At 66.0% G+C, this 22,517-nt stretch carries 25 protein-coding genes and 1 tRNA gene; 10 read left to right on the top strand and 16 right to left on the bottom strand.

All coding sequences use genetic code 11. The annotated features are described in order from the left end of the window. Positions 1–24: 24 nt before the first annotated feature. Positions 25–507 (top strand): transcription elongation factor GreA, encoded by a 483-nt coding sequence (gene greA / locus EJO69_RS10620; protein WP_126041692.1) that lies wholly within the window; start codon positions 25–27, stop codon positions 505–507. Between the two features lie 145 nt (positions 508–652). Here greA and EJO69_RS10615 read toward each other — a convergent pair whose 3' ends face one another. After that, positions 653–964 (bottom strand): YqfO family protein, encoded by a 312-nt coding sequence (locus tag EJO69_RS10615; RefSeq protein ID WP_126041690.1) that lies wholly within the window; start codon positions 962–964, stop codon positions 653–655. A 145-nt stretch (positions 965–1,109) separates the two neighbouring features. On the opposite strand from EJO69_RS10615, the gene sqr reads away from it, so the two are divergent. The 3 genes from sqr to EJO69_RS10600 are packed head-to-tail and all read left to right on the top strand — an operon-like array spanning position 1,110 to position 3,308. Next, entirely contained in the window at positions 1,110–2,345 is a 1,236-nt protein-coding gene (gene sqr / locus EJO69_RS10610; protein ID WP_126041688.1) for a type III sulfide quinone reductase, selenoprotein subtype, read from the top strand. 6 nt (positions 2,346–2,351) lie between these two features. Further along, the gene (locus EJO69_RS12620) at positions 2,352–2,666 is read left to right on the top strand and encodes a TusE/DsrC/DsvC family sulfur relay protein (RefSeq protein WP_126041686.1); all 315 of its coding nucleotides are present in this window, start codon (positions 2,352–2,354) and stop codon (positions 2,664–2,666) included. Between the two features lie 21 nt (positions 2,667–2,687). Beyond that, positions 2,688–3,308, top strand: a complete 621-nt coding sequence (locus EJO69_RS10600) for a DsrE/DsrF/DrsH-like family protein (protein ID WP_126041684.1) — start codon at positions 2,688–2,690, stop codon at positions 3,306–3,308. 34 nt (positions 3,309–3,342) lie between these two features. On the opposite strand, the gene EJO69_RS10595 is transcribed toward EJO69_RS10600, so the two are convergent. After that, entirely contained in the window at positions 3,343–4,284 is a 942-nt protein-coding gene (locus tag EJO69_RS10595) for a DUF1648 domain-containing protein (RefSeq protein ID WP_126041682.1), read from the bottom strand. Positions 4,285–4,294: 10 nt separating this feature from the next. Continuing rightward, on the bottom strand, positions 4,295–5,647 hold the full coding sequence (locus EJO69_RS10590) for an AI-2E family transporter (RefSeq protein ID WP_126041680.1): 1,353 nt from the start codon (positions 5,645–5,647) through the stop codon (positions 4,295–4,297). A 147-nt stretch (positions 5,648–5,794) separates the two neighbouring features. Between EJO69_RS10590 and msrA the strand changes: the two genes are divergently transcribed. After that, the gene (msrA, locus tag EJO69_RS10585; RefSeq protein ID WP_126041678.1) at positions 5,795–6,439 is read left to right on the top strand and encodes a peptide-methionine (S)-S-oxide reductase MsrA; all 645 of its coding nucleotides are present in this window, start codon (positions 5,795–5,797) and stop codon (positions 6,437–6,439) included. A 227-nt stretch (positions 6,440–6,666) separates the two neighbouring features. Continuing rightward, positions 6,667–7,071 (top strand): FKBP-type peptidyl-prolyl cis-trans isomerase, encoded by a 405-nt coding sequence (locus tag EJO69_RS10580; RefSeq protein WP_126041676.1) that lies wholly within the window; start codon positions 6,667–6,669, stop codon positions 7,069–7,071. A gap of 80 nt (positions 7,072–7,151) precedes the next feature. Here EJO69_RS10580 and EJO69_RS10575 read toward each other — a convergent pair whose 3' ends face one another. The 7 genes from EJO69_RS10575 to mbhE form a co-directional block, all read right to left on the bottom strand. Continuing rightward, positions 7,152–8,093: a Bax inhibitor-1/YccA family protein gene (locus EJO69_RS10575; protein WP_126041674.1), complete on the bottom strand. Its 942-nt coding sequence runs from the start codon at positions 8,091–8,093 to the stop codon at positions 7,152–7,154. A gap of 199 nt (positions 8,094–8,292) precedes the next feature. Continuing rightward, positions 8,293–8,616 carry a cation:proton antiporter gene (locus EJO69_RS10570; RefSeq protein ID WP_126041672.1) on the bottom strand — a complete coding sequence of 108 codons (324 nt, stop codon included), beginning with the start codon at positions 8,614–8,616 and terminating at the stop codon, positions 8,293–8,295. Beyond that, the gene (locus EJO69_RS10565; protein WP_126041670.1) at positions 8,613–8,870 is read right to left on the bottom strand and encodes a monovalent cation/H+ antiporter complex subunit F; all 258 of its coding nucleotides are present in this window, start codon (positions 8,868–8,870) and stop codon (positions 8,613–8,615) included. Before EJO69_RS10565 ends, EJO69_RS10570 begins: the two co-directional genes overlap by 4 nt. Further along, the gene (locus EJO69_RS10560; RefSeq protein ID WP_126041668.1) at positions 8,857–9,225 is read right to left on the bottom strand and encodes a Na+/H+ antiporter subunit E; all 369 of its coding nucleotides are present in this window, start codon (positions 9,223–9,225) and stop codon (positions 8,857–8,859) included. Before EJO69_RS10560 ends, EJO69_RS10565 begins: the two co-directional genes overlap by 14 nt. Further along, positions 9,222–10,733 carry a monovalent cation/H+ antiporter subunit D family protein gene (locus EJO69_RS10555; protein WP_126041666.1) on the bottom strand — a complete coding sequence of 504 codons (1,512 nt, stop codon included), beginning with the start codon at positions 10,731–10,733 and terminating at the stop codon, positions 9,222–9,224. Before EJO69_RS10555 ends, EJO69_RS10560 begins: the two co-directional genes overlap by 4 nt. Beyond that, entirely contained in the window at positions 10,730–11,077 is a 348-nt protein-coding gene (locus EJO69_RS10550) for a sodium:proton antiporter (protein WP_126041664.1), read from the bottom strand. The genes EJO69_RS10555 and EJO69_RS10550 overlap by 4 nt, the downstream gene beginning before the upstream one ends. Beyond that, the gene (gene mbhE, locus EJO69_RS10545) at positions 11,074–13,848 is read right to left on the bottom strand and encodes a hydrogen gas-evolving membrane-bound hydrogenase subunit E (protein WP_126041663.1); all 2,775 of its coding nucleotides are present in this window, start codon (positions 13,846–13,848) and stop codon (positions 11,074–11,076) included. Before mbhE ends, EJO69_RS10550 begins: the two co-directional genes overlap by 4 nt. 308 nt (positions 13,849–14,156) lie before the next feature. Here mbhE and EJO69_RS10540 point away from each other — a divergent pair, with 308 nt between their 5' ends. The 3 genes from EJO69_RS10540 to EJO69_RS10530 all read left to right on the top strand — a co-directional run bounded on the left by EJO69_RS10540 (position 14,157) and on the right by EJO69_RS10530 (position 16,639). Beyond that, positions 14,157–14,681, top strand: coding sequence for a copper chaperone PCu(A)C (locus EJO69_RS10540; RefSeq protein WP_211331432.1), 525 nt, complete (start codon positions 14,157–14,159; stop codon positions 14,679–14,681). Continuing rightward, entirely contained in the window at positions 14,678–15,871 is a 1,194-nt protein-coding gene (locus tag EJO69_RS10535; RefSeq protein ID WP_126041661.1) for a Dyp-type peroxidase, read from the top strand. The genes EJO69_RS10540 and EJO69_RS10535 overlap by 4 nt, the downstream gene beginning before the upstream one ends. A 105-nt stretch (positions 15,872–15,976) precedes the next feature. Continuing rightward, complete coding sequence (locus tag EJO69_RS10530; protein ID WP_126041659.1) at positions 15,977–16,639, top strand: DUF1801 domain-containing protein; 663 nt, start codon at positions 15,977–15,979, stop codon at positions 16,637–16,639. A 9-nt stretch (positions 16,640–16,648) separates the two neighbouring features. Here EJO69_RS10530 and EJO69_RS10525 read toward each other — a convergent pair. Continuing rightward, positions 16,649–16,722: transfer RNA gene (locus EJO69_RS10525), tRNA-Leu, on the bottom strand. 106 nt (positions 16,723–16,828) lie between these two features. Here EJO69_RS10525 and nhaA point away from each other — a divergent pair. Beyond that, entirely contained in the window at positions 16,829–18,163 is a 1,335-nt protein-coding gene (gene nhaA / locus EJO69_RS10520; RefSeq protein ID WP_245993636.1) for a Na+/H+ antiporter NhaA, read from the top strand. Positions 18,164–18,240: 77 nt separating this feature from the next. On the opposite strand, the gene EJO69_RS10515 is transcribed toward nhaA, so the two are convergent. From EJO69_RS10515 to EJO69_RS10495, 5 genes are all read right to left on the bottom strand, one after another. After that, the gene (locus EJO69_RS10515) at positions 18,241–19,182 is read right to left on the bottom strand and encodes a Ppx/GppA phosphatase family protein (RefSeq protein WP_126041655.1); all 942 of its coding nucleotides are present in this window, start codon (positions 19,180–19,182) and stop codon (positions 18,241–18,243) included. 146 nt (positions 19,183–19,328) lie between these two features. Next, on the bottom strand, positions 19,329–19,832 hold the full coding sequence (locus tag EJO69_RS10510) for a DUF501 domain-containing protein (RefSeq protein WP_245993635.1): 504 nt from the start codon (positions 19,830–19,832) through the stop codon (positions 19,329–19,331). Next, a complete protein-coding gene (locus tag EJO69_RS10505; RefSeq protein ID WP_126041653.1) occupies positions 19,829–20,428 on the bottom strand; it encodes an FtsB family cell division protein in 600 nt (199 codons plus the stop codon). The genes EJO69_RS10510 and EJO69_RS10505 overlap by 4 nt, the downstream gene beginning before the upstream one ends. Positions 20,429–20,539: 111 nt before the next feature. Next, a complete protein-coding gene (gene eno, locus EJO69_RS10500) occupies positions 20,540–21,820 on the bottom strand; it encodes a phosphopyruvate hydratase (protein WP_126041651.1) in 1,281 nt (426 codons plus the stop codon). Positions 21,821–21,976: 156 nt separating this feature from the next. After that, the gene (locus EJO69_RS10495; protein WP_126041649.1) at positions 21,977–22,489 is read right to left on the bottom strand and encodes a hypothetical protein; all 513 of its coding nucleotides are present in this window, start codon (positions 22,487–22,489) and stop codon (positions 21,977–21,979) included. Between the last annotated feature and the right edge of the window lie 28 nt (positions 22,490–22,517).

Raw genomic sequence — 22,517 nt, 5'->3', positions numbered from 1 at the left:
CACGTTATGTCCTATAAGCCCACTATGGCTGAATCGCAGACTACGTGGCTGTCGCAGGAAAGCTTCGACCGCCTGTCCGCGGAGCTTCGCGACCTCGAAACACGCGGTCGCGAGGAAGTTGCCGAACGCATTGAAGCCGCCCGCTCCGAAGGCGATCTGCGCGAGAACGGCGGCTACCAGGCCGCACGCGAAGAGCAGTCGAAGATGGAGGGCCGGATCGTCGAGCTCCAGTATCTTCTCCGCCACGCCCAGGTGGGCGAAGGCGACGTCGACACCTCGAAGGTCGGCCCCGGCGTCGTCGTCACGGCTGAGATCAACGGCAAGGAGCAGAAGTTCCTGCTCGGCTCCCGCCAGGCGGCCGCCGACCTCAATATCAACGTCTACCCCGAGGCGGCCCCGTTGGGCGCCTCGATCATGGGTGCGACTGTCGGCGAGGAGCGGTCCTACAAGGCTCCGAATGGCAAGGACATCTCCGTCAAGATTCTCGGGCTCGAAGCACTTCGCTGAGCGATGGTGAGTCGGGAGCGCTGCGGCGCTCCCGACTTTTCATATCCAGACGCACCTCGCCGTCGGACACGCCCGCAGCACTGCCTCGTGCGGTGGTGGGAGTGGGGCTCGCGCCGGGGAGCGGGCGCGACGCCAGCCCTTCGAGTCAGTCGTTGCGGATGATGTGGAAGACCGGCTCCTCGTACGGGTGAGCCTCCATGAGCGCCGTGAGTACACGGTCGCGAATGTCGCGGGGAAACATAATCTCGACGCGGTTCTCCTCGACCCTCGTCAACCCACCGACCTCACCGATCGCTGGATCCGCGTCGCCAACCGGCCGGAACTGTCCGATGCCGGGCGCAATGAAAGCACACTCCACATAGTCGCCGACCTTCCCGGCGCCAACCGCGCACACGGATTCGATGACATCCGACGTGTCATCCGCGGGAACGAAGAAAACAAGAACATCTGAGGCCATGGGAGCTCCTTTCGACGACAGTCTCCCACTGGGATCCCCGTCCTGCCAGCCGAGGGGCGCAAGCGCGATCCCCGCTTCTAATATGTGTTCCAGGTCACTCCCAATTTCATTTACGGCATGATACCCATGGGGGTATTTTTGAACCATGAACAGAGTCCTGATCCTGGGAGCCGGAACGGCCGGAACAATGGCCGCGAATCACCTGCGTGGCGCTCTCGATGAATCCTGGTCGATCACCGTCGTCGACCGGGACGACGAGCACCACTATCAGCCGGGCTACCTCTTCATTCCGTTCTGGATGAAACCTGAACGGGTGAAGAAGAGCCGACGCAGCATGCTGCATGCCGGAATCGAGTTCGTCGAGGCCGGAGTCTCCCTGATCCACCGCGAGCGCCGCGAGGTTGAGCTGATCGGCGGGCGCCTGCTCGCCTACGACTGGCTCATCATCGCCTCCGGCACACGCCCTGATCCGTCCCTCGTCGAGGGGATGGCCGATGGTGCGCTGTGGCGGGACAGGGTCCACGAGTTCTACACCCTCGAGGGATCGGTCGCGCTGAAGAAGGCCCTTGCGGACTTCACGGGTGGACGAATCCTCGTCCATATCTCTGAGATGCCGATCAAGTGCCCGGTGGCGCCGCTCGAGTTCGCCTTCCTTGTCGAGGACCACTTCCGCAAGAAGGGGATCAGGCACAAGGTCGACATCACCTATGTCACGCCGCTCGATGGCGCCTTCACCAAGCCTGTCGCCTCCAAGGAGCTCGGCGGTCTCCTCAGGGATCGCAGCATCCGCCTCGCAGCAGATTTCGCGGTTGAAAGGATCGACAATGACAGCCAGCGGCTCGTCTCCTACGACGGCCGTGAGCTCCCCTTCGATCTTCTCGTCACCGTGCCCCCGAACGTCGGACAGCAGTTCATCATGGACTCCGGCCTGGGGAACGACGCCGGCTTCGTGCCAGTCGACAAGCACACGCTGCGCGCACTGGACGATGACAGAATCTTCGTCCTCGGCGACGCGAGCGATATTCCGACATCAAAGGCGGGCTCCGTTGCACACTTCGCCACCGAGGAGTTCATCGACAACTTCCTCGCCGCGATCGAGGATCGGCCACTGCCGAACGCATTCGATGGGCACGCCAACTGCTTCGTCGAGTCCGGCCGCGGCCAGGCCCTCCTGCTCGACTTCAACTACGAGACCGAGCCCCTGTTGGGCACCTTCCCGGTGCCGTATGCCGGACCTCTGCGCCTCCTCAAGCCGACGCGGCTCAACCATCTGGGCAAGCTCGCCTTCGAGCAGATCTATTGGCAGATGCTGCTTCCTGGCCGCCCGATCCCCATCTCAAGCCACATGACGATGGCTGGCAAGCACAAGCCGAAGGAGTAGACGTCGATGCCCACCAATACCCTGAACGACTGGACGTTCGAGGTGGATCAGGAGGGATTCCTGACCCGCCGCGATGAGTGGAGCGAGGAGCTTGCATCCGACCTCGCCTCACTGATCGGGATCGAGCTGACCGAGCAGCACCTGGCGACCCTCCGCTTCATGCGGGAGGACTCGGCCGTCACGGGCGTCACGCCCACCCTGCGCCGCATGCAGACCGTCGGCGGCTTCGATATCAAGACTCTCTTCGCGCTATACCCCGGCAAGCCCGCGAAGAAGATGGCATGGCTGGCGGGCCTTCCCAAGCCCGTCGGGTGCGTCTGAGCAGCCGAGGAGGAGAAACACATGAGCACCACCCCCATCCCCGAGGGCTTCATCATCCCCGACTTCGGCGCCACGACCCGGAGTGCCGCCCCGACGAGCGAGGCACGCACCGACTACATCGGTCCGGCCTCAACCGGCGGGCCGCGGAAGATGGCCTTCATCTGCTCCAAGGGCAACCTGGACATGGCGTACCCGGCCCTCATCATGGGCAACGCCGCGCTCGGCGAGGGCGTCGAAGTCCATATCTTCTTCACCTTCTGGGGCCTCGACATCATCAACACGAAGACCTACGACAGCCTCAAGTTCACGCTGTCGGGCAACACGGCCATGCACATGCCGGCACTCGGCAGGATCAAGCCGGGACTTGAGCATGTGTCGATGCCGCAGGCTCTCGGCAATATCCCCGGCATGACGAGCTTCGCCACGCGAATGATGAATCAGCAGATGGAGGATTTGGAGATCCCCACGATCCCCGACTTCCTCGATCTCCTGCAGGCCTCGGGCGCACACATGTACGCGTGCCGCCTCACGTTCGACATGATGAAGCTGCTCGAAGCCGACCTCCACGAGGGCGTCGAGGGCGTCATCAGCGCGGCCGACTTCATCGAGATCGCCGAGGGCGCCCAGGTCGTCTTCGTCTGAGCCGGCTCCACGCTCACGGACAGGCCGACAGGGCCTACGCGCCGCTCACGCGTCCCGCCATGTAGGCGCGGAGGACCGGTGCGGCGTCGTCCGCTGACGGCAGCGAGACCGCGAACTCGGAGCCGCTGGCCCGCTCGATCATGAGGGCGGGCCCTCGGCGGATGACGATGGCGGAGCGTCCCGGGAGGAAGCGCCAGCCCCATCCTCCCCATTGCGCGGGAACGAGCTCACCTGCCGACGCGCGTGCGATGTCCTCGAGCGGGAAGGTGCGGAGCGGGAATCCCACGTAGACGGAGCTGATCCGCAGGCCACGTTCGTCGATGGATACCCGGTACTTGGCGAGCCCGACGAGGATGAGGATGACGGGCGCGAGGAGGAGGGCGGCGATGAGCATGACGGCGCCCTCGCCCGGAATGAGGATGAGCATGACCGCCAGAACGACGGCGGTCATGACCGCGATCGCTGCAATGAGGGGCGAGGTGACGGTGTCGCTCCACGGTTCGGCGGGAACCGCTGGGTCCGAAGGCACCGCAGCGCCGTCGGATGCGTGCATGCGCCGAGGCCGGCCCTGGGGATGGATGAACGCGGGGACGGCTCCCCAGGCTGCGCTGACGAGAATGAGGGCGACCCAACCGCCGAGATCCTCGGTGCCGGTGCGGGCAACGACGGCCGAAACGAGCCATGCGGAGACGAGTATCCCCTGCATCATCCCCGCGCCCGCGAGCCAGAACCGTTCGCCCGTCCAAGACGCGGCGATGGCGATGAGACCGAGGATGGTGGCGATTGCCAGGACAACGGCGACTGTCACCGTGTAGGTGACCGCGGCGACGAATTGGTCGGCCGTTCCGGAGGCGTCGAAGTGGGTCGGCACCCGATCCGGCAGATCCGCTCCCCACATGATCCACAGGATCATGAATGCTGCCGGCATGATGAGGAGTGCGCCAGCCGCGGCCCACCGCCGGGTCTCGTGTGCCACTATCGCTCGCTCAGACTTCCTCGGACTCGCGCGGCCCGTCGGGAGCAGGCTCGGAGCCGGGAATCCGCTTGGCCTCGGCGGCCTCGGCCTTCTTCGCGAACATCTCCTCGCCCGATCGAACGTACTCGTCGAACGCCTCGGGTGGGCCGCCGCGCCTATTCGGGTCGTAGTTCATCTCCGGATACATGTCGCGACCGACCAGGTAGTTGATGACGACGTTGAGGGCGGCGACGAACGGGACGGCGAAGAGCGCGCCGAAGATTCCTGCGAGGATCGAGCCGGCGGTGACGGCGACGACGACGACGACCGGATGGAGCGACAGATTGTTCCCCTGGAGGTAGGGCTGCAGAACATTGCCTTCGATCTGCTGGACGGCAAGCACACCGACGAGCATGAGGATCGCGTCAGTCGGACCCTGATCGACCAGCGCGACGAGGGTCGCGATCGCACCGGTGACGAACGCACCGACGATGGGGACGAAGGAGCCGACGAAGACGAGCACGCCGATGGGGAACCAGAGCGATACTCCGAGTGCTGCGGCGACGGCGGCGATGCCGACGGCGTCGATGGCGGCGACCTGGATCTGCGTCCGGGTGTAGGCACCGAGCGTGTACCAGGCCCGGATCCCGGACTCGTTGACGTCGCGACGAGCCCGCTCGGGGAACATGCGGACGACGAAGAACCACATGCTCCGACCATCCCGCATGAGGAAGAACATCGTGAACAGCGCGAGGATGAGGCCGGTGAAGAAGGAGACGAGCGAGCCGGTCGCGCTCAGCACGCCGCCGGCGATGTTACCGGCGTTGTCGCCGAGCTGCTCCTGCGCGCGGTCGACATACTGCTGAAGCTGGTCGGAGCCAATCCCGAGAGGGCTGTCCGCAAGCCAGGCGAGGAGCTGATCGAAACCGTCCGAGGCCTTGTCCGAGAGGTTGGCGAAGCCCCCGATGATCGAAGCGCCGGCACCGCCGACAAGCCCGACGACGATGAGGAGGAAGGTGATGAGAGCAACCGCGGCCGCGAGCGTCCTCGGCATCCGCAGCCTCGACCGGTAGAAGCCGAGGATCGGCTCCATGAGGACCGTGAGGAGCATAGCGACGAGGATCGCAAGCAGGATCGTCGAGAAGAACGTGAGGAACTGGCCGATGAAGTAGGCGGCGACGCCGACGAGGATGAGACGCCAGGACCAGCTTGCGGCGATTCGCAGCGCACCGGGTACGGCCGATTCCTCCCTCTGCTCCCGACCCCTCATCCGCTCCTGGTAGGCCTCATCGGTCCGTACGACTGGACCCTGCGCGAGCCGCTCCCTCCGGTCGCTGGCTCGCTGCCTGATCGATCGCTTCTCGTCCTCAGGTGACGGTGACATAACTTCCTCTCGGTCGCACTGGTCACCAGTCTAGGTCGCCGATCGGCTTTCCTCAGCGCGAGAACGGTTCAAGCACCCTGCGGCGAATGATTTCACCGTCGGGCGAGACCCCTTGAACCGCACGGTCGTGGGGTAGACAATTCAGACATGGGTTTTCTACAGTTCAGCAGGCCGCCTGTCGTCACGGCCGATACCGCGCTGCGCGGCCGCGACATCCCGGTCCTCCCCCACCCCCGCCCGCACACCGTCCTCGGCACCGCGATCGATGCACCGCCGGCGGAGGGTCAGGAGGAGGCCTACCTCGCGCTCGGCTGCTACTGGGGCGCTGAGAAAATCTTCTGGGAGCTCGGTGCCGAGACGACGGCCGTCGGTTTCATGGGCGGCTACACAAAGAACCCCACGTACATGGAGGTGTGCACCGGACTCACCGGGCATACCGAAACCGTCCGAGTCGTCTTCGACCCGGAGAAGATCTCCTACGCCCAGATCCTCCAGGCCTTCTTCGAATCGCACGACCCGACGACGCTCAACAGGCAGGGCAACGACCGCGGCACCCAGTACCGCTCCGCCGTCTTCGCCACCACCGACGAGCAGTACGAGACGGCCCTCAAGATCCGCGACCTCTATCAGACCGTCCTCGACGAGGCCGGCAGGGACGCGATCGTCACCGAGGTGCACGAGCCCGGCCAGACCTTCTACTACGCCGAGGACGATCATCAGCAGTACCTCGACAAGAACCCGGGCGGCTACAACTGTCATGCTCGGACGGGGCTGGCCTGCCCGGTGGCCTGAGACTCGATACCTGAGCGGCACCCAGACGGGTGCCGCTCATTCGTGTCCGGGACTGGACGCCGCCGGACGCGGCCTCGTACAGGCGGCAGTCTCGGGTCGGCCGGCGGGCGCACAGCTCCGCCGCCTCACGGATCTCGCCGAGGGCGGATCTGCTGCACCCAAGCCGGAGTGGAGGACGCGAGGTGTGCCAGACTGAACCGGTCAGCATTTCGATAGAAAGGTTCACCATGGCAGTCGAACTACCCACGGCCACCGGCTCCTTCGGCGACGAGCCCGTCCTGGAATTCCCGACGGACCAGGCTCCCGCCGGCCTCCACATCTCCGTCCTCGAGGAGGGCACCGGACCGGTCGTCAACCGCGGTCGCCAGATCGAGGTGAACTACCACGGCCAGATCTGGAACGGCGGACTCTTCGACTCCTCCTACAAGCGCGGCAGCACCACGAGCTTCCCGATCGGAGTCGGCACTGTCATCGCCGGATGGGACGAGGCGCTCGTCGGCAAGACCGTCGGCTCGCGCGTCCTCATCTCCATCCCGCCAGAGAAGGGCTACGGCGCGCGCGGCGTGCCCCAGGCCGGCATCGGTGGCACCGATACCCTCGTCTTCGTCGTCGACATCGTCGGGGTGAAGTGACGACGTCTCGACCACGACGAATGCGGCCCGGTTCAGATTGAACCGGGCCGCATTCTTCTGTCCCTATCGGGACTGCGTGATCAATCCTGGTTGAGGATGGCGATGAGGCGCAGGACCTCGAGGTAGATCCACAGGATCGTCATGACGATGCCGATGGCGGCAGTCCAGGCGAACGACCTCGGCGCACGGTTGGCGACGGCGATCTTCGCGACCTCGAAGTCGTTGATGAGCATGTAGGAGGCAACGACGATCATGACGACGCCGAGGATGACGCCGAGGGGAATGCCCATGACCTCAGCCGACCTCATGCCCCAGGGGGCATCGATGACGCCGGTCCAGGACAGGAAGAGGTTGGCGAGCGAGAAGACGATCGCGGCGATCATGATCGTGAGGACGATCTTCATACCCTTGGGGGTCGTCCGAACGAGACCGGACGTGTGGAGGAACCAGGCGACCGCCACAACCGAGGCGGTTGCGAGAACGGCCTGAAGGGCGATGCCCTCGTACATGAGCTCAAGAACGCCGGTCAGGGTGCCGAGCGCGACACCCTGGAGGGCGGCATAGGAGATGGTGAGGCCGGGGCCGAGCTGGCGCTTGAACGCCATGACGAGGCCGACTCCGAAGGCCGCGAGCGACGCGACGATCGCGATCGTGAAGGCCGTACCGAAATTGGCTGCCGCCGTGTTGTCGGGGACGAACAGCATCCAGGAGAGGATGCCGGTGAGGACGGTGACACCGAGGAGGATGCCCGTCTTCATCATGATGTCGTCATAGGTCAGCGCGGGCTCGCCGTTCGCCGCACGATCACCGAAGACCGGTGCGTCGTAGCGCTGGTCCTGCTGGCCGAAGGGCTGCTGGCCGTACGCCTGCTGATCGTAGCCCTGCTGACCATAGGCCTGCTGGATGCCGGGCTGCTGCGGCTGGTCGCCGCGGCCGGGCTGGTAACCCGGCATCGCCGGGTAGCCGGCGGGGGTGCGCTGCTCCGTGAAGTACGGGTTGCGCGACATAATAGGATTGCTCATCTTCGCAATTCCTCCACACTCTCTTGGGACACTGGTTGCAGTCTATACAAACGGACAAAGCCTAACCAGACACAGTGTCCCGATTCCTGCCTGGGCGTACGAGCGATTCAGCCGGTCTTCAGTTTGGCGGTGACGCGCGCCACACGCCCTGCGCGCGGCCACCTCTCTCTGCCATCCGGAGCGGAGGCCTCACCCTCCCCTATCCAAAGTCCTCGAGCTCCTCGGTATCGGTGTTCTCACTGAAGGGATAGCCGGATATCAGCGTCGAACGGGCGATGACGATCGAGGCGATCGACGCCGTGATGAGCTGAAGGATGATCGCGATGATCCCTTTGACGATGTTCCCCGGCTCCGGGTTGATGAGGAGAACTCCCGCTGTCACGAGGACGAGGCCGACGCCCGAGGCCGTTGCGACTGCGGAGATGCGAGAGTAGGGATCCTTGAACCGGAAGAGCCCGACGCCCGCAAGGAGGAAGATGCCGGCGCCGAGGCCGACGAGGATCTGTCCGATGATGCCCATCATCTTCTCCCTCCCGTCATGGCACGCGACAGAGACACGGCCGCGAGGAACGCGACGAGGGTGGCGATGACGATGAGGTCGAAGGTGCCGATCCGCGCGGAGCGCACGCCGATGAGGGCGATGAGCGCGACAACGCTGAACGTCAGGAGGTCGGCCGCGATCACCTGGTCGGCGGGGATGGAGCTGGTTCGGATCCGCCACACCGCCAGAAGGATCGTTGCGCTGATGACCACAATGGCCAGATCAATGACGAGCATCGGCACCTCCCACGCGAACGGCTTTCATCATTCGTCGGTCGACCTGGATGAGGTCACGGTGAGCCTCGTCGGCATCGGCGTAGTAGAGGGTGTGGATGAGGAGCGTGACATCGTCATCCTCGCCCACAACCCCGAGAACGACTGTTCCGGGCGTGATGGTGATGAGGATCGACGTGACTGCCGCGTGGACGCTGCCGATGTCACCGAGGTGGAGGCGGACGACGCGGGGCGTCGACCTGTCGGTCGGCATGATGACGTGGAGGATGGTGCGGCCCGCTGAGCGGAAGATCTGCTGGATGAACCACAGGGTGAACCAGACGAGCCGGGGCAGGAGCGTGAGAAGGTCGAGGATCATCGCATCAGCGCCTCTACATAGCGGGTGGTATCGACGAGCCCGTCAGCCGCCACCTCGGCCAGCCCGAGGAGCGCCTGGGCACCGAGGCCCAGGACGAGCGTGGCGGCCGCCAGGACGACGGCGGGGGCTGCGAGGCCGAGAGACGTGGGCCGATAGACGCGGACTGCGGCTCCCCCATCGCCCAGCGGCTCCTGTGGGTCGGCGCCGGTGAATGTCGGTGCGAAGACCGCGTTGAAGATCTTGAGCATCGACATGAGGGTGAGGAGGCTCGTGACGAGGGCGATGGCGACGACGGCCCACTGTGCCTGGTCGACAGCGGCCCACACGAGGGAGAGCTTCGCCGCGAAGCCGGAGAACGGCGGCAGTCCCGCGAGCGAGAAGGCTGCGACGCCGAAGGCGACAGCGAGAACGGGCTCCCGGCCGATCCGACCGCGCAGATCGTCGAGGCGGTCCGTCCCGAATCTGCTCTCAATCGCACCGGCACTGAGGAAGAGCGACATCTTCACGATCATGTTGTGAATGAGGTAGAAGATGCCGGCGGCGAGGCCCAGCGGCGTGAACAGGGCGAGGCCGATGAGGATGTAGCCGATCTGGCTCACCATGTGGAAGGCAAGGATCGATCGCATCCGGTCCTCACCCACGGCGCCGAGAACGCCGACGAGCATCGTCGCACTGAAGACGACGATCCCGATCCACAGGTGCCTCGTGTCCCCGTCGTAGACGACGGCGTAGAGCCGGTAGATCCCGTAGATGGCGATCTTCGTGTGGAGTGCCGAGAACAGCGCCGTCATCGCCGGCGATGTTGTCGGGTACGAGCGGGAGAGCCAGCCGTGGACGGGCACGACCGCCGCCTTCATCGACAGCGCCGCCAGGCACAGCGCCGTGGCCGCCGCGACGTGCGGGGACTCCTGCGCGGCGCCCGCGAGCTCACCGAGGTGGACGCTTCCCGCTGTCCCGTAGACGAACCCGATCCCTGCCAGGAGAAGGCTCGAGGCGAAGAGGTTGAACGAGACGTAGATCCGGGATCCCGTCACCGAGCGGGACGTCCCCTTGTCCCTCCTCGCCAGCACAAGCAGCCCGTAGGAGGGGATGAGCATGACCTCGATGAAGATGAAGAGGTTGAACAGGTCACCTGTCAACAGGGCGCCGTTGACACCCGCGGTCAGCGCGAAGATGAGGGTCGGGAACAGCCGGTGCCTGCCCGTGCCCGACAGGAGGGCGAAAACGACGGCGATGAGGATGAGACCACCGGAGACCATGATCATGAGCGCCGAGAACGCATCGAGGATGAAGGGGATGGAGATCCCGGCCGGCCAGTCGCCCACACGCGGCGCATAGACCTCGCCGCCCGCCGTGCCCGAGACGAGGAGGATCCCGCCCACGGCGTTGAGTACCAACACCGAGATGAGCAGCGTGAGCGTCGCCCGCGGCCGGCGTGAGAGCACGGCGCTGATCCCGGCCCCCAACAGAGGCAGGGCGACGAACATGGTGAGGAGTTGGTCGATCACGGCGCCTCCTCGGCCCGGTCGGCATCCGGTCCCACGTGCGACTCGGTCGTCGTGTCGTCATCGTCCCCCGTCACCGCGAGGACGATGAGGTAGATCGTGATCGCGAATGCGATGACGATCGCGGTGAGGACGAAGGCCTGCGGGAGGGGATCTGCGGTGGTCGCGATATCGGGGCCGCTGACGAGCGCCTCGTCACGCCGGTCACTGCCGCCCGAGCTGATGATCGCCAGGTTGACGCCGTGGGAAAGCAGGATGAAGCCGAGGATGACTCGGAATCGATCCTGCTGCAGGAGGAGGAAGGCTGCGCCGGCGATGAGGACGCCGACGGTGAGAGCGAGCATCATCGGGGACCCTCCTGGTTCGCGACGGACTCGGCGGGCGGCTCCACGATGACGGCGGGCGTCACCTCGCCTGTCCTGGTCATGCCGAGCCTGTTGATCGCGGTGAGAATGACGCCGAAGACCGCGAGGTAGACACCGACATCGAAGATGATCGCGGTCGACACGTGGACACCGAGGACCTCGCCGTGGATGGGATTGAGGAAAGCGCCCTCGGCCAGTCCCACCAGGCCCATGACGACGGCGATGAGGATGCCCGCTCCCGAGATCGCGAGGTAGGGGCGCTCGAGTGAGGGAACCCGATCATTGTGGGAGGCGAGGTAGATGAGAATGATCGCGGCGGCACCGATGAGCGCGGAGATGAAGCCGCCGCCCGGCGCATTGTGGCCCCGCATCAGCGCATAGACGGAGATGATTCCCATGAGCGGGATGAGGATCCAGCCGCTGTCGCGCATGAACAGCGCATTCCTCTGCGGGTCCTCGACAACACTCGTCGCAACAGGGGTGATCCTCCGGCTCGCGAGCGGCCGGGCGTCGAGCAGAGCGACAATCGCGACGGCGGTGAGCGCGAGGACGACCAGCTCACCAAGCGTATCGAGCGCCCTGAAGTCGACGAGAATCGTATTGACGACGTTCGTGCCGCCGGTCAGGCCCTCGGCCTCCTCGAGGAAGAAGCGGCCGGCCTCGGCCAGATCCCGGTGACCTGAGAAGGTGAGGACCGCGGCTGTGGCCGCCACGCCGCTCAGAAGCGCGATGGGCACGGCTACGGCCCGACGGCGACGCGACTCCCGGTCGAATTCGCGCGGCAGGCGCTTGAGGACGAGAACGATGACGACAACAGTGAGAATCTCGACGAGCAGCTGGGTCAGAGCCACATCGGAGGCCCCGAGAGCGAAGAACCAGAGGACCAAGGCGAAGCCGACGACGGTCAGCAGGACGAGCGCGGCCAGCCTCGACCGGGCCCTCATCATGGCGAAGGTGCCGAGGCCCGTCATCGCCAGGAGCAGACTGTCGACCAGCTGGATGTCAGCGACGTGCTCCGGCATTCCCCGCCATAGGCCGGGAAGGGCGAAGGCGGATGCGGCGATGAGGACGAGAGGGACGGCGAGGTTCCCGGCGGGAGTGTCGGACCGGGTCAGGTCACCGACCCGCCTGCCGGCCGCGATGATGCTATCGAGCGTCGCCTGCACTGCGCCGACCGCGGTGAACGCGCGCTCCTCCGCATCGGCCTCTGCGTGCTCCGAGCGGAGGTAGAGGACGGCGATGACGGCTCCGACCGCGATGGCGAGTACCGATGCGAGGAGCGGCGGTCCAATGCCATGCCAGAGCGCCAGTCCGGGCACCTTTGACGCGGGGACACGGGCCGCCTCGGCCGCAGCAGGGACGACGAGCCGATCGAGTACGGGCACGACGAGTCCGAGGAGGAGGCCTGCCGACGCTGTGACGGTGACGGCGCCCGACATCGGCCAGGTCTCCCTCCACGGGGCGACCGCGAACGGCCTGCCGGTGAGGAGTGGCAGGACGAGGCGCAGGGAGTAGGCGACGGTGAGGGCCGCACCGAGGACGACGCCGGCCGCGGCGATCCATCCCAACCCAAACGGCGCGGAGATCATGGCATCGAGGATCGCCTCCTTCGAGATGAAGCCGAGGAGGGGCGGCAGACCCGCCATCGAGGCAGCGGCGAGAACCAGCATGGCCGTGTCCCAGGGCATGGACCGACGCAGTCCCCGCAGCTCCCGCACATCGCGCGTGCCGGCACGTTTCTCGATCAGCCCGACGGCCATGAACCCGGCGGCCTTGAACAGCCCGTGGGCGAGGACGTGGATCGACGCCGCCTTCATCGCAAGCGGCGTGCCGATCCCGATGACGGCGACGAGCAGGCCGAGCTGGCTCACGGTTGAGTAGGCGAAGAGCTGCTTGATGTCCTTCGTCCGCAGCGCGAAGACCGCTCCCATGATGGTGGTGATGACGCCGACGGTGATGAGGAGGATCGGCCACACGACGGCTGCCGAGACGGCGGGTGAGAACACCATGAGGAGGAAGATGCCGGCTTTGACCATGGCGGCGGCATGGAGGTAAGCACTCACCGGGGCGGGCGCCACCATGGCATCGGGCAACCATGAGTGGAACGGGAACTGCGCCGACTTCGTCATCGCCGCGACCGCGATCAGCACCGCCACCGCAGAGGTGAACCCGGTGTCATTCCAGGCATCGTGCCCCAGCGCTGCGGTCAGCTCCGTCGTGCCGGTCCTCACGGCAATGAGGATGACCGCGGCGAGCAGAGCCTGACCTCCCACTGCCGTCACGAGAAGGGTGCGGGTCGCCGGCCTCCGGCCGCTCTCGCCAGAGCCGAGGATCAGCAGGAACGACGCGATCGTCGTGAGCTCCCAGGCGACGAAGAGGACGACGAGATCATCGGCGAGAACGAGGGTGAGCATGGCCGCCGCGAACGCCATCATTGTCGTGAAGAAACCCGTGGCCCTCGCCGACTTATAGCTCGCGGAGTAGATGAGGACGATCGCGCCGATGATGAGGACCAGTCCCGCGAAGAGGAACCCGAGTCCGTTCAGCCGCAGCCCGAACGCGACGTCAAGGGCCGGGATCCACTGCACGGCCTCGGTGATGTCACCCTCCGGTCGGCGCGCGGCAAGGAGTGCGGCGACGGCGAGAAGACCGGCGGCGAGCGGCCAGCCGACGGCCCGGCCGAGGAACCGAGACAGGAGAGGCGTGAGTGCGACGAGCGCCCAGGTGGCGGCGAGGATGAGGACAAGACTCATGCGGCTCCCCCGCCTGCGCACGGCGAGTCGGCGGGGGGACGCTGTCGTTCACGCACGGTCGTTCTCCTCGCTGGTCACACGGCGATCAGGCAGGACAGGAGAAGAACGCTCTCCAACCCCGGCCGGTACGCCGGTCGGGCCACGTCTCAGCAGAGTACAGAAGCTGGACACCGAGACGCGACGATTCAACGCTCAGCGAACGAGCATCAGTCCCACGCCCACAGCCCGGTTATCGAACACAGTCATACCGCGTCAAACGTCGCCTTCAAGGCCTTGTGTATGCTGAATTGTGCAAGGACGGCGGGACAATGGAGTTCCTCCGATCGACGATCGCGAAAGAAGAAATGATGCGGACGTATACGCGTGGTGCGGCTGTCGCAGCTGCGGCACTCATAGCCCTGGCGGCCTGCTCGGATGAGGAGCCTGACGCTCCCTCGGCAGAGATCTCGATTGGGGATGCCTGGGTCAAGGCCTCGGACGAGGCGATGACGAGCGCGTTCGGAACGCTCTCCTACGACGGTGACGAGCCCATTGCGATCACCTCCGTCACGTCGACGGCGGCGGACCGCGTCGAACTCCATGAGACCGTCATGGGCGAGGACGGGCAGATGATCATGCAGGAGATGTCCGGCGGGTTCTCTATCGAGGCCGGCGGGGAGCTTCTCCTCGAACCCGGCGGCAACCATCTCATGCTCATGGGACTGATCCAGCCGATCGAACCCGGCGATGTCATCACGTTTGCCGCAACGCTCGACAGCGGGGACACGTTCACGTTTGAGGCGACGGCGAAGGAGTACGCCGGCGCGAACGAGAGCTACCACGACAGCGAATGAGCGAGCAGAGTGACGGGGCCCTGACCCGGCGGGGTCTTCTCCTCGGAGCGGGTGCAGGATTGGGCGCCGTGGCGGCCATCGGCATCGACCGCGCCGTCGCATCCCAATCCGAGCAGGCCACCCAGGGCGAGCAGACCATACCCTTCCATGGGGCCCACCAGGCGGGGATCGCCATGATCCCGCAGGCGTACGGCTCCTTCTATGCGTTCGACCTCAAGGATGGGGTCGACCGTGACGGGCTGAGGAAGCTCATGAGGCTCCTGACGGACGACGCCGAGAGGCTGACTGCCGGCCGGCCGGCACTGGCCGACTCCGAGCCTGAGCTCGCCCTCGTCCCCGCGCGGCTCACCATCACGTTCGGCTTCGGCCGGGAGTTCGTGCGGAGAGCCGACCCGGCGGCGGTCCCGAACTGGCTCGGCCCGCTTCCCGCCTTCGAGATCGACAACCTCGACCCCGCCTGGAGCGAGGGCGACCTCCTCATCCAGATCGCCGCCGATGATCCCGTCACCGTCTCGCACGCAGCCCGCATGATCCTCAAGGACACGCGGAGCTTCGCGTCGCTGCGCTGGCTCCAGAAGGGATTCCGCCGGGCGGCGGGTTCGATGCCGGAGAACGCGACGATGCGGAACCTCTTCGGCCAGCTGGATGGGACCGTCAACCCTCGGCCCGGCACGGACGAGTTCAACAGGCTCGTATGGTCGACGGACGGCTGGCTCGCGAACGGCACGAGCATCGTCATCCGCCGCATCGACATGAACCTCGAGACATGGGATGAGGTCGATCGGCCCGGCCGTGAACAGTCCGTGGGCCGCTTCCAGGACAGCGGTGCCCCGCTCACCGGCACGAACGAGCACGACGAACCCGACTTCGAAGCCGTGACGAGTCTTGGCCTGCCCGTCATCGCCGAGTATGCCCACATGCGCCGCGCACGATCCGACAATCCCGAGGAGCGGATCTTTCGGCGCGCCTACAACTACGATGACACCCCGCCGAGCAGCGACGTGTCGAACGCGGGACAGATCTTCACGTCGTTCCAGGCCGACGTCGACAGGCAATACGTGCCGATCCAGACGCGGCTCGCGGAACTCGACCTGCTCAACCAATGGACCGAGCCGATCGGCTCGGCCGTGTTCGCGATCCCGCCGGGATGCGCGGAGGGCGGCTACATCGGCGAGACGCTCCTGTCCTGACCGGTTCGCCTCTCCGGAGCCGATTCAGTGGCCGTCACGGCGTCGGACTGACGACGCTCGTCGATCCTGGTGACGGCGTGCGCGGCCTGCGCTAGTTTGTGACCTATGGGAACGCCACTGGAATCACTACCTGGACTGTCGAGGCCGCTGCGTGATGCCGTTGCCGGCGCGGGCTACACCGACCTGGAGTCGCTCGATGGAGCGGACTTCGCCGACCTTCTTTCGCTCCACGGCGCCGGCAGGGCGGGGCTGCTCCGCGTGCATGCCGCGCTGCAGGAGAGGGGCATGGGCCTGACGGGGGCGATACCGCAGGCGAAGGAGCCGGTTTATACCCGCGGGGCCACTGGCCAGAGCGCTCCCGACATCAAGACGGCCCCGACAGGTGAGAGCCCAGCCGACTGGATCGCGTCGCTCCCCTGGCCTGCGAGGATCGAGCAGGGCAGAACACTGCTGGAGATCTTCACAGCGGTGACCGGGGAGGAGCCCGTCATGTGGGGGCCGAGCATGGTCGGCTACGGCCAGGTGCACTATCGGTATGCGACTGGCCGGGAGGGCGATACCTTCCATCTGGGCTTCAGCCCTCGGAAGGCGTCGATCAGCCTCTATGGGCTCCAGTCGTCGCCGCGCAGCGATGAGCTCCTCGCCAGGCTCGGCAAGCACATGCGAGCCGTCAGCTGCGTGTACGTCAACAGGCTGGAGGACATCGACCTCGACGTCCTCGCCGAGCTCGTCCAACACTGCTGGGAATCCGATCCCACAGCCTGCTGAATCAACTCGTACCCCCGGAGGGACTCGAACCCTCACTGAGTCGATTTTAAGTCGACTGCCTCTGCCGATTGGGCTACGGGGGCAACATGGACATTATGCCCAACGAGTGCTCCGTTCCTGGAATCTGCGGCCCAGTGGGACCGAAGAGATCTAGAGTGAGATGACATCAGTACCAGAATGGAGAGCGCATTGAGCACGGCCACAAACCCGGTCGCATGGTATCGAGACAAGCTGCATTCGGAGACCTTCGCCGGCGGGATCCTTCTGCTCGGAGCCGCCATTGCCCTTATCTGGGCCAATTCGCCGCTGCGGGAGGGTTACGCGACCCTGTCGAACACAATCGTCGGGCCCTCGTCCCTCCACCTCGACCTGTCGATCTCCTCGTGGGCGTCGGACGGTCTCCTCGCCATCTTCTTCTTCGTCGTCGGACTCGAGCTCAAGACTGAGTTCGTGACGGGAAGCCTGCGAGACATGCGCCAGGCGCTCGTCCCCATGATCGCGGCCGTCTGCGGCATGGCAGGGCCCGTGCTCGTCTACGTCTCGATCATCGCGATCTCCGGCTCGGGAGTCTATGACGGATGGGCGATCCCCGTGGCGACGGATATCGCCTTCGCGCTCGCGGTGCTCGGGCTCTTCGGAAAAGGACTGCCCACCGCCGCCCGGATCTTCCTCCTCACCCTCGCGGTCGTCGACGACCTCCTCGGCATCACGATCATCGCCGTCTTCTTCACCGATCACATCTCGCTTCCCTGGCTCGCCGCCTCCTTCGCCGCCATCGCCATCTTCGCCGTGCTGCTCCGCCGGGGCCTCACCTCCTGGTGGCTGCTCTGGCCGCTCGCGATTATCGCCTGGGCCGCCATGCACTCCGCCGGCATCCACGCCACGATCGCCGGCGTGCTCATGGGACTCAGCGTCCCGGCCCTCGCGCGGGCCGGCGAGGACAGGCCGCTGACAGAGCACTTCGGTGAGCGGTTCGAGTTCTGGTCCGCCGGCATCGTCCTGCCGATCTTCGCGTTCTTTGCGGCCGGCGTGAATATCGTCGACTCCGGCGGCTTCGTCGCGATGCTGACGAACCCCGTCGCCATCGGTATCTTCCTTGCTCTGCCACTGGGCAAGTTCCTCGGAATCTGGGGCGGCACCGCCCTCATCACGAAGGTCTTCGGGCTGAAGCTCGGCAAGCACCTCTACCTTGCCGACATCGCAGCCGTCTCTCTCGTCTCCGGGGTCGGCTTCACCGTGTCCCTCCTTATCGCCTCACTCTCCTTCGAGCCGGACCATCCGTACGCGGGCTTTGCTCGCATCGCCGTCATCCTCGGCTCCGTCATCGCCGCCGTCCTCGGCGCAATCGCCCTGCGGATGCGGGCCCACAGCCGCAGCCGCGGACCGGCACCTCTCCACGACGCCACCGAAGACAAGATCCGCCTCGACGGCCGCCCGAACATCGACATCGACGAGGACGGCGACGCGACCGACGACGAGATCCGTCTCGACGGCAGGCCCAACATCGACGAGCCGCGTGACTAACCCGACGAGCACCGAATATAGCGATCCATGGTTCTATCTGTAAACCGTGTCCCGCTCTGCGAGGGAAGGCTGCGGTACTAGGCGATGAGGCCGGCCGCCCACAGGGCGATGCCGTCGAGGATGTCGTGCTCGGAGGCCGTCACGGAGGTGAGTCCCGGCATCTCCTCCGCGCATCGCCTCACCACCTCGGACCAGACGAGCGCCCCCGCCGCGATGACGTCGATCCGGCCCGGATGCATGTAGCCCTCGGCTGCCCGCTCATCCCTGCCTGCTGTCATGAGCCAGTCACAGGCTTCGTACACCTGGTCGAGCGTGAGGCGGGCGCCATCAATGGCGGCGGGGTCATAGGTGGAGAGTCCGAGAGCTCGAGCCGTCAAAGTTGTCACGGTGCCGGCGAGGCCGACGACGTTCGTCGCCCGGGAGATATCAACCCGCTCGAGGGCCTGGTCGAGGGCGGCCCGAATGTCGCGGCGGGCCGATTCGATCTGCTCAGGCGTGGGCGGGTCGGCTGTGAAGTGCCGCTCCTGCATCCGTACACAGCCGATGTTCATCGAGTACGAGCCGGTGACACCCTCCGCGGCAGTGCCGACGACGATCTCGGTCGACCCTCCGCCCAGGTCGACGACGGCGACAGGATCGGTGGCGTCGATGACGGAGGTGGCCCCCGCGAAGGACAGCTGGGCCTCACGCTGGCCGGAGATGACCTGGGGGGTCACGCCGAGGCGCTGCTCGATGCCGGTGATGAAGACATCGCGGTTCTCCGCGTCGCGCGTGGCCGAGGTGGCGACGAACCTGATGTCCTCGACCTCATGCTGGCGGCACAGCTCCGCATAGTATTCGGCCGAGGCGAAGGTGCGCTCCAGCGCATCCTCCGCGAATCTGCCCGTCCGGTCGACGCCCTGGCCGAGCCTGACGATCTGCATCGTCCGCTCAAGGTCCCGCAGCGGCCTGCCCGGTTCGATGTCGGCGATGAGGAGGCGGATAGAGTTCGTTCCGCAGTCGATTCCCGCAACTTTCACCGTTCAAGACTGCCACGAACCGGAGGCGGTTTCGAGTCCCAAACGGTGACATTTCTCTGAGGCGGCAGGAATCTGCACGGCGGCCGCCTCGCCGGCCTGCCGCCCGCGTAGCGTCCCGGTCGACGCGCCTGTCCCGCCGGTCCTGTCTAGGAGGACGGGGCCTCGTCTCGGCTGCATGTGCAGCCCTCGACCGTCCACTCGATCATGTCGAGTGCGAGGTCGCCGATGGGGTTGATGCCGGGACCGACTGCGAGGCTGTGGCCGACGAGGGCATGGAGGCACTTGACGCGGTTCGGCATGCCGCCGGCCGAGACTCCCTCGATCTCATCGACAATGCCGTGGGTACGGCGGCGGGCGAGGTAATCCTCGTGGGCGGCGCGGTACTGCTCGGCGAGCTGCTCGTCGGTCTCGAGACGCTCCGTCAGCTCGGCCATGATGTGGCTGCCTTCGAGGCGAGACACCTCGAGGACGATCTGGGGGTGGGTCAGGTAGTAGAGAGTCGGGAACGGCGTGCCGTCCTCGAGGCGGGGGGCCGTCTCGACGACGGTCGGCTCCCCGCAGCCGCAGCGTGCGGCGATGGCGATGACGCCACGGGGCACACGCCCCAGCTGCCGCTCGAGCGAGGCGATGTCCTTATCTGAGACGGTCACTCCGTGCCCTCTTCCTGGTCTGATTCGTCGGCCGATTCGGCCGCATCTCTGTCGCTGTATCCCGTCACCGAGAGCGAATCCCACATGGTCGTGAACCAGGGCGTTGCCGCCCTGCGGTTGTATTCGAGCTCCATCTCCAACGCCCGGCGATGATCCTCGGGAGTCCCCTCCTCGGGGTCGTTGACGACGTAGAGCACCTCCCCCGGCTTGACGTAGCCGAGCCGCTCGCGCGCCTGGGCGCGGACGTAGTCGTCATCATTCCAGAGGATGACCTCAGCCTCGAGGGTGCGGACCCGGGCGCGGGCCTCCTCAACCGAGGTGTTGAGCTCCCGGAGGCGCTGCTGCTGGTCGAGGTAGTTCGACAGCGTCGGGGCGATGATGATGACGGCCAGCATCGCCGTCAGGACGATCGCGAGGAGGCGCAGCGAGAACGCCCGCGGCCTGTCCGCACCGATGACGAGCGACCGACGCGTGCGCTCCTTCTTGAGGCGCGGCTCCTCCTCGACGGCCGGCGGCGTCTCCGAACTCCTCTGGGTGCGTCTGATCGCACCCGGCCGTGTCGGGCCGCGGGACGAGCCTGGGCGTCGAGAATTCATATGGTCAATAGTAGACCGGCCCCGCAGGATGTCCTGCAGGGCCGGTCTCTGTGTCGTCGGCCGACCGTGTCTTCTACACGTGCCGTCGAACTATGTCGTCCTCAGACGCGATCAGAAGGACGCGCGCGGGAAGGCGCCGTGGCCTGCGTAGGCCGCTGCGTCGCCGAGGCTGTACTCGATGCGCAGGAGCTGGTTGTACTTGTTGACGCGCTCGCCGCGCGCCGGGGCGCCGGTCTTGATCTGGCCGGAGTTCGTGGCGACCGCGAGGTCCGCGATCGTCGTATCCTCGGTCTCGCCGGAGCGGTGCGAGGTCATCGACTTGAAGCCCGCACGGTGTGCGGCATCGACTGCGTCGAACGTCTCGGTGAGCGAGCCGATCTGGTTGACCTTGACGAGGAGGGCGTTCGCCGACTTCTCCTTGATGCCGCGGGCGAGACGCTCGGGGTTGGTGACGAACAGGTCGTCGCCGACGATCTGGACGCGGTTGCCGACCTGGGCGGTCATGGCGGACCAGTCGGCCCACTCATCCTCGGACAGCGGGTCCTCGATGGAGACGAGGGGGTAATCGGCCACGAGCTTCTCGTAGTAGGCGATCATCTCGTCGGCGGTCTTCTGGCCACCTTCGAAGGTGTACTTGCCGTCCGTGAAGAACTCGGTCGCGGCGACGTCGAGGGCGAGGGCGATGTCCTTGCCGGGCTCGAGGCCGGCCTTGCCGATGGCCTCAACGATGAGGTCGAGAGCGGCAGCGTTGGACTCGAGGTTCGGGGCGAAGCCGCCCTCGTCGCCGAGGCCGGTGCTGAGGCCGCGCTCCTTGAGGACTGCCTTGAGGGCGTGGTAGACCTCGGCGCCCCAGCGGAGGGACTCCTTGAAGGTCGGTGCGCCGACGGGAGCGATCATGAACTCCTGGATGTCGACGTTCGAGTCGGCGTGCGAGCCGCCGTTGAGGATGTTCATCATCGGGACGGGCAGAACGTGCGCGTTCGGGCCGCCGAGGTAGCGGTAGAGCGGAAGACCGGCCGACTCAGCGGCGGCCTTCGCCACGGCGAGGGAGACGCCGAGGATGGCGTTCGCGCCGAGCTTGCCCTTGTTCGGGGTGCCATCCAGGTCGATCATCGTCTGGTCGAGGACGCGCTGCTCATCGGCCTCCAGGCCAACGACCTCAGGCTCGATGATCTCGATGACGGCGTTGACGGCCTCCTCGACACCCTTGCCGAGGTAACGGCCCTTGTCTCCATCACGGAGCTCGACGGCCTCGAAGGCGCCGGTGGACGCGCCGGACGGGACCTGTGCGACGGCGTAGATGCCGTCGTCCAGCTGAACCTCGACCTCGACGGTCGGGTTGCCGCGGGAATCAAGAATTTCACGGGCGTTCAGTGCCTCAATAATGGCCACTGGGACTCCTTCATAGGGTAGAGATGCGGTCGTTTAACCACCGCCCAGTCTAGTCCCGCCCGCCCGGTTTTCACCCGGGACTTGTCATCCAAGAGGCCAAATTCACCGAAGCGTGAACGAAAGTGCACGCCAGCGGTCGTGGCGTGCTGAACCGCCTCAGAAACCGAAGCCGGTCGTCTCCTCCGAGGTGAGGTAGCTGCGATCCGGGCGTGCGATCGCGAAGTTCTCCGCATCCCATTCACCGAAGCGCGGATTGACCTCGACGTCGGCCTCGCCGAGCGCATCGAGCACCGGGCGGATGTCGTCTGGGGTGTACAGCCCCGCGTCGGTCAGGAGGGTGAAGGCGAGGAAGTCGATCATCGCGTCCGTCGGCTCCGAGTAGTCGCCTGCCGGGTTGAGACCGAGCTGACCGAACACGGCCTCGCGGCCCTCGCCCGTCATCTCCAGTCCCTCACTCGCGATGACGTCGTTGGCGATCTCGCCATTGATCATCATGTTGAGCACGCCGTCCGCCAGGGTGTTGACGCCCTGCTCACGGAAGTCCGCCTGGACCTGCGCGAGATCGTCGATGCTGATCTCCGAGCCGTTGACGGTCGCGGCCGTTGACGGATCCGTCGAGCATCCGGCCATGAGCAGGCCTGCTGCGGCGAGTGCGACGAGCTTCTTCACTGTTCCTCCAAGTTTTCGACTGAGGCCA

Source organism: Flaviflexus salsibiostraticola (assembly GCF_003952265.1).
Lineage (GTDB): Bacteria > Actinomycetota > Actinomycetes > Actinomycetales > Actinomycetaceae > Flaviflexus > Flaviflexus salsibiostraticola.
Note: the sequence above shows the minus strand (reverse complement) of the source record. Positions and strands in the feature narration are given on the sequence as shown.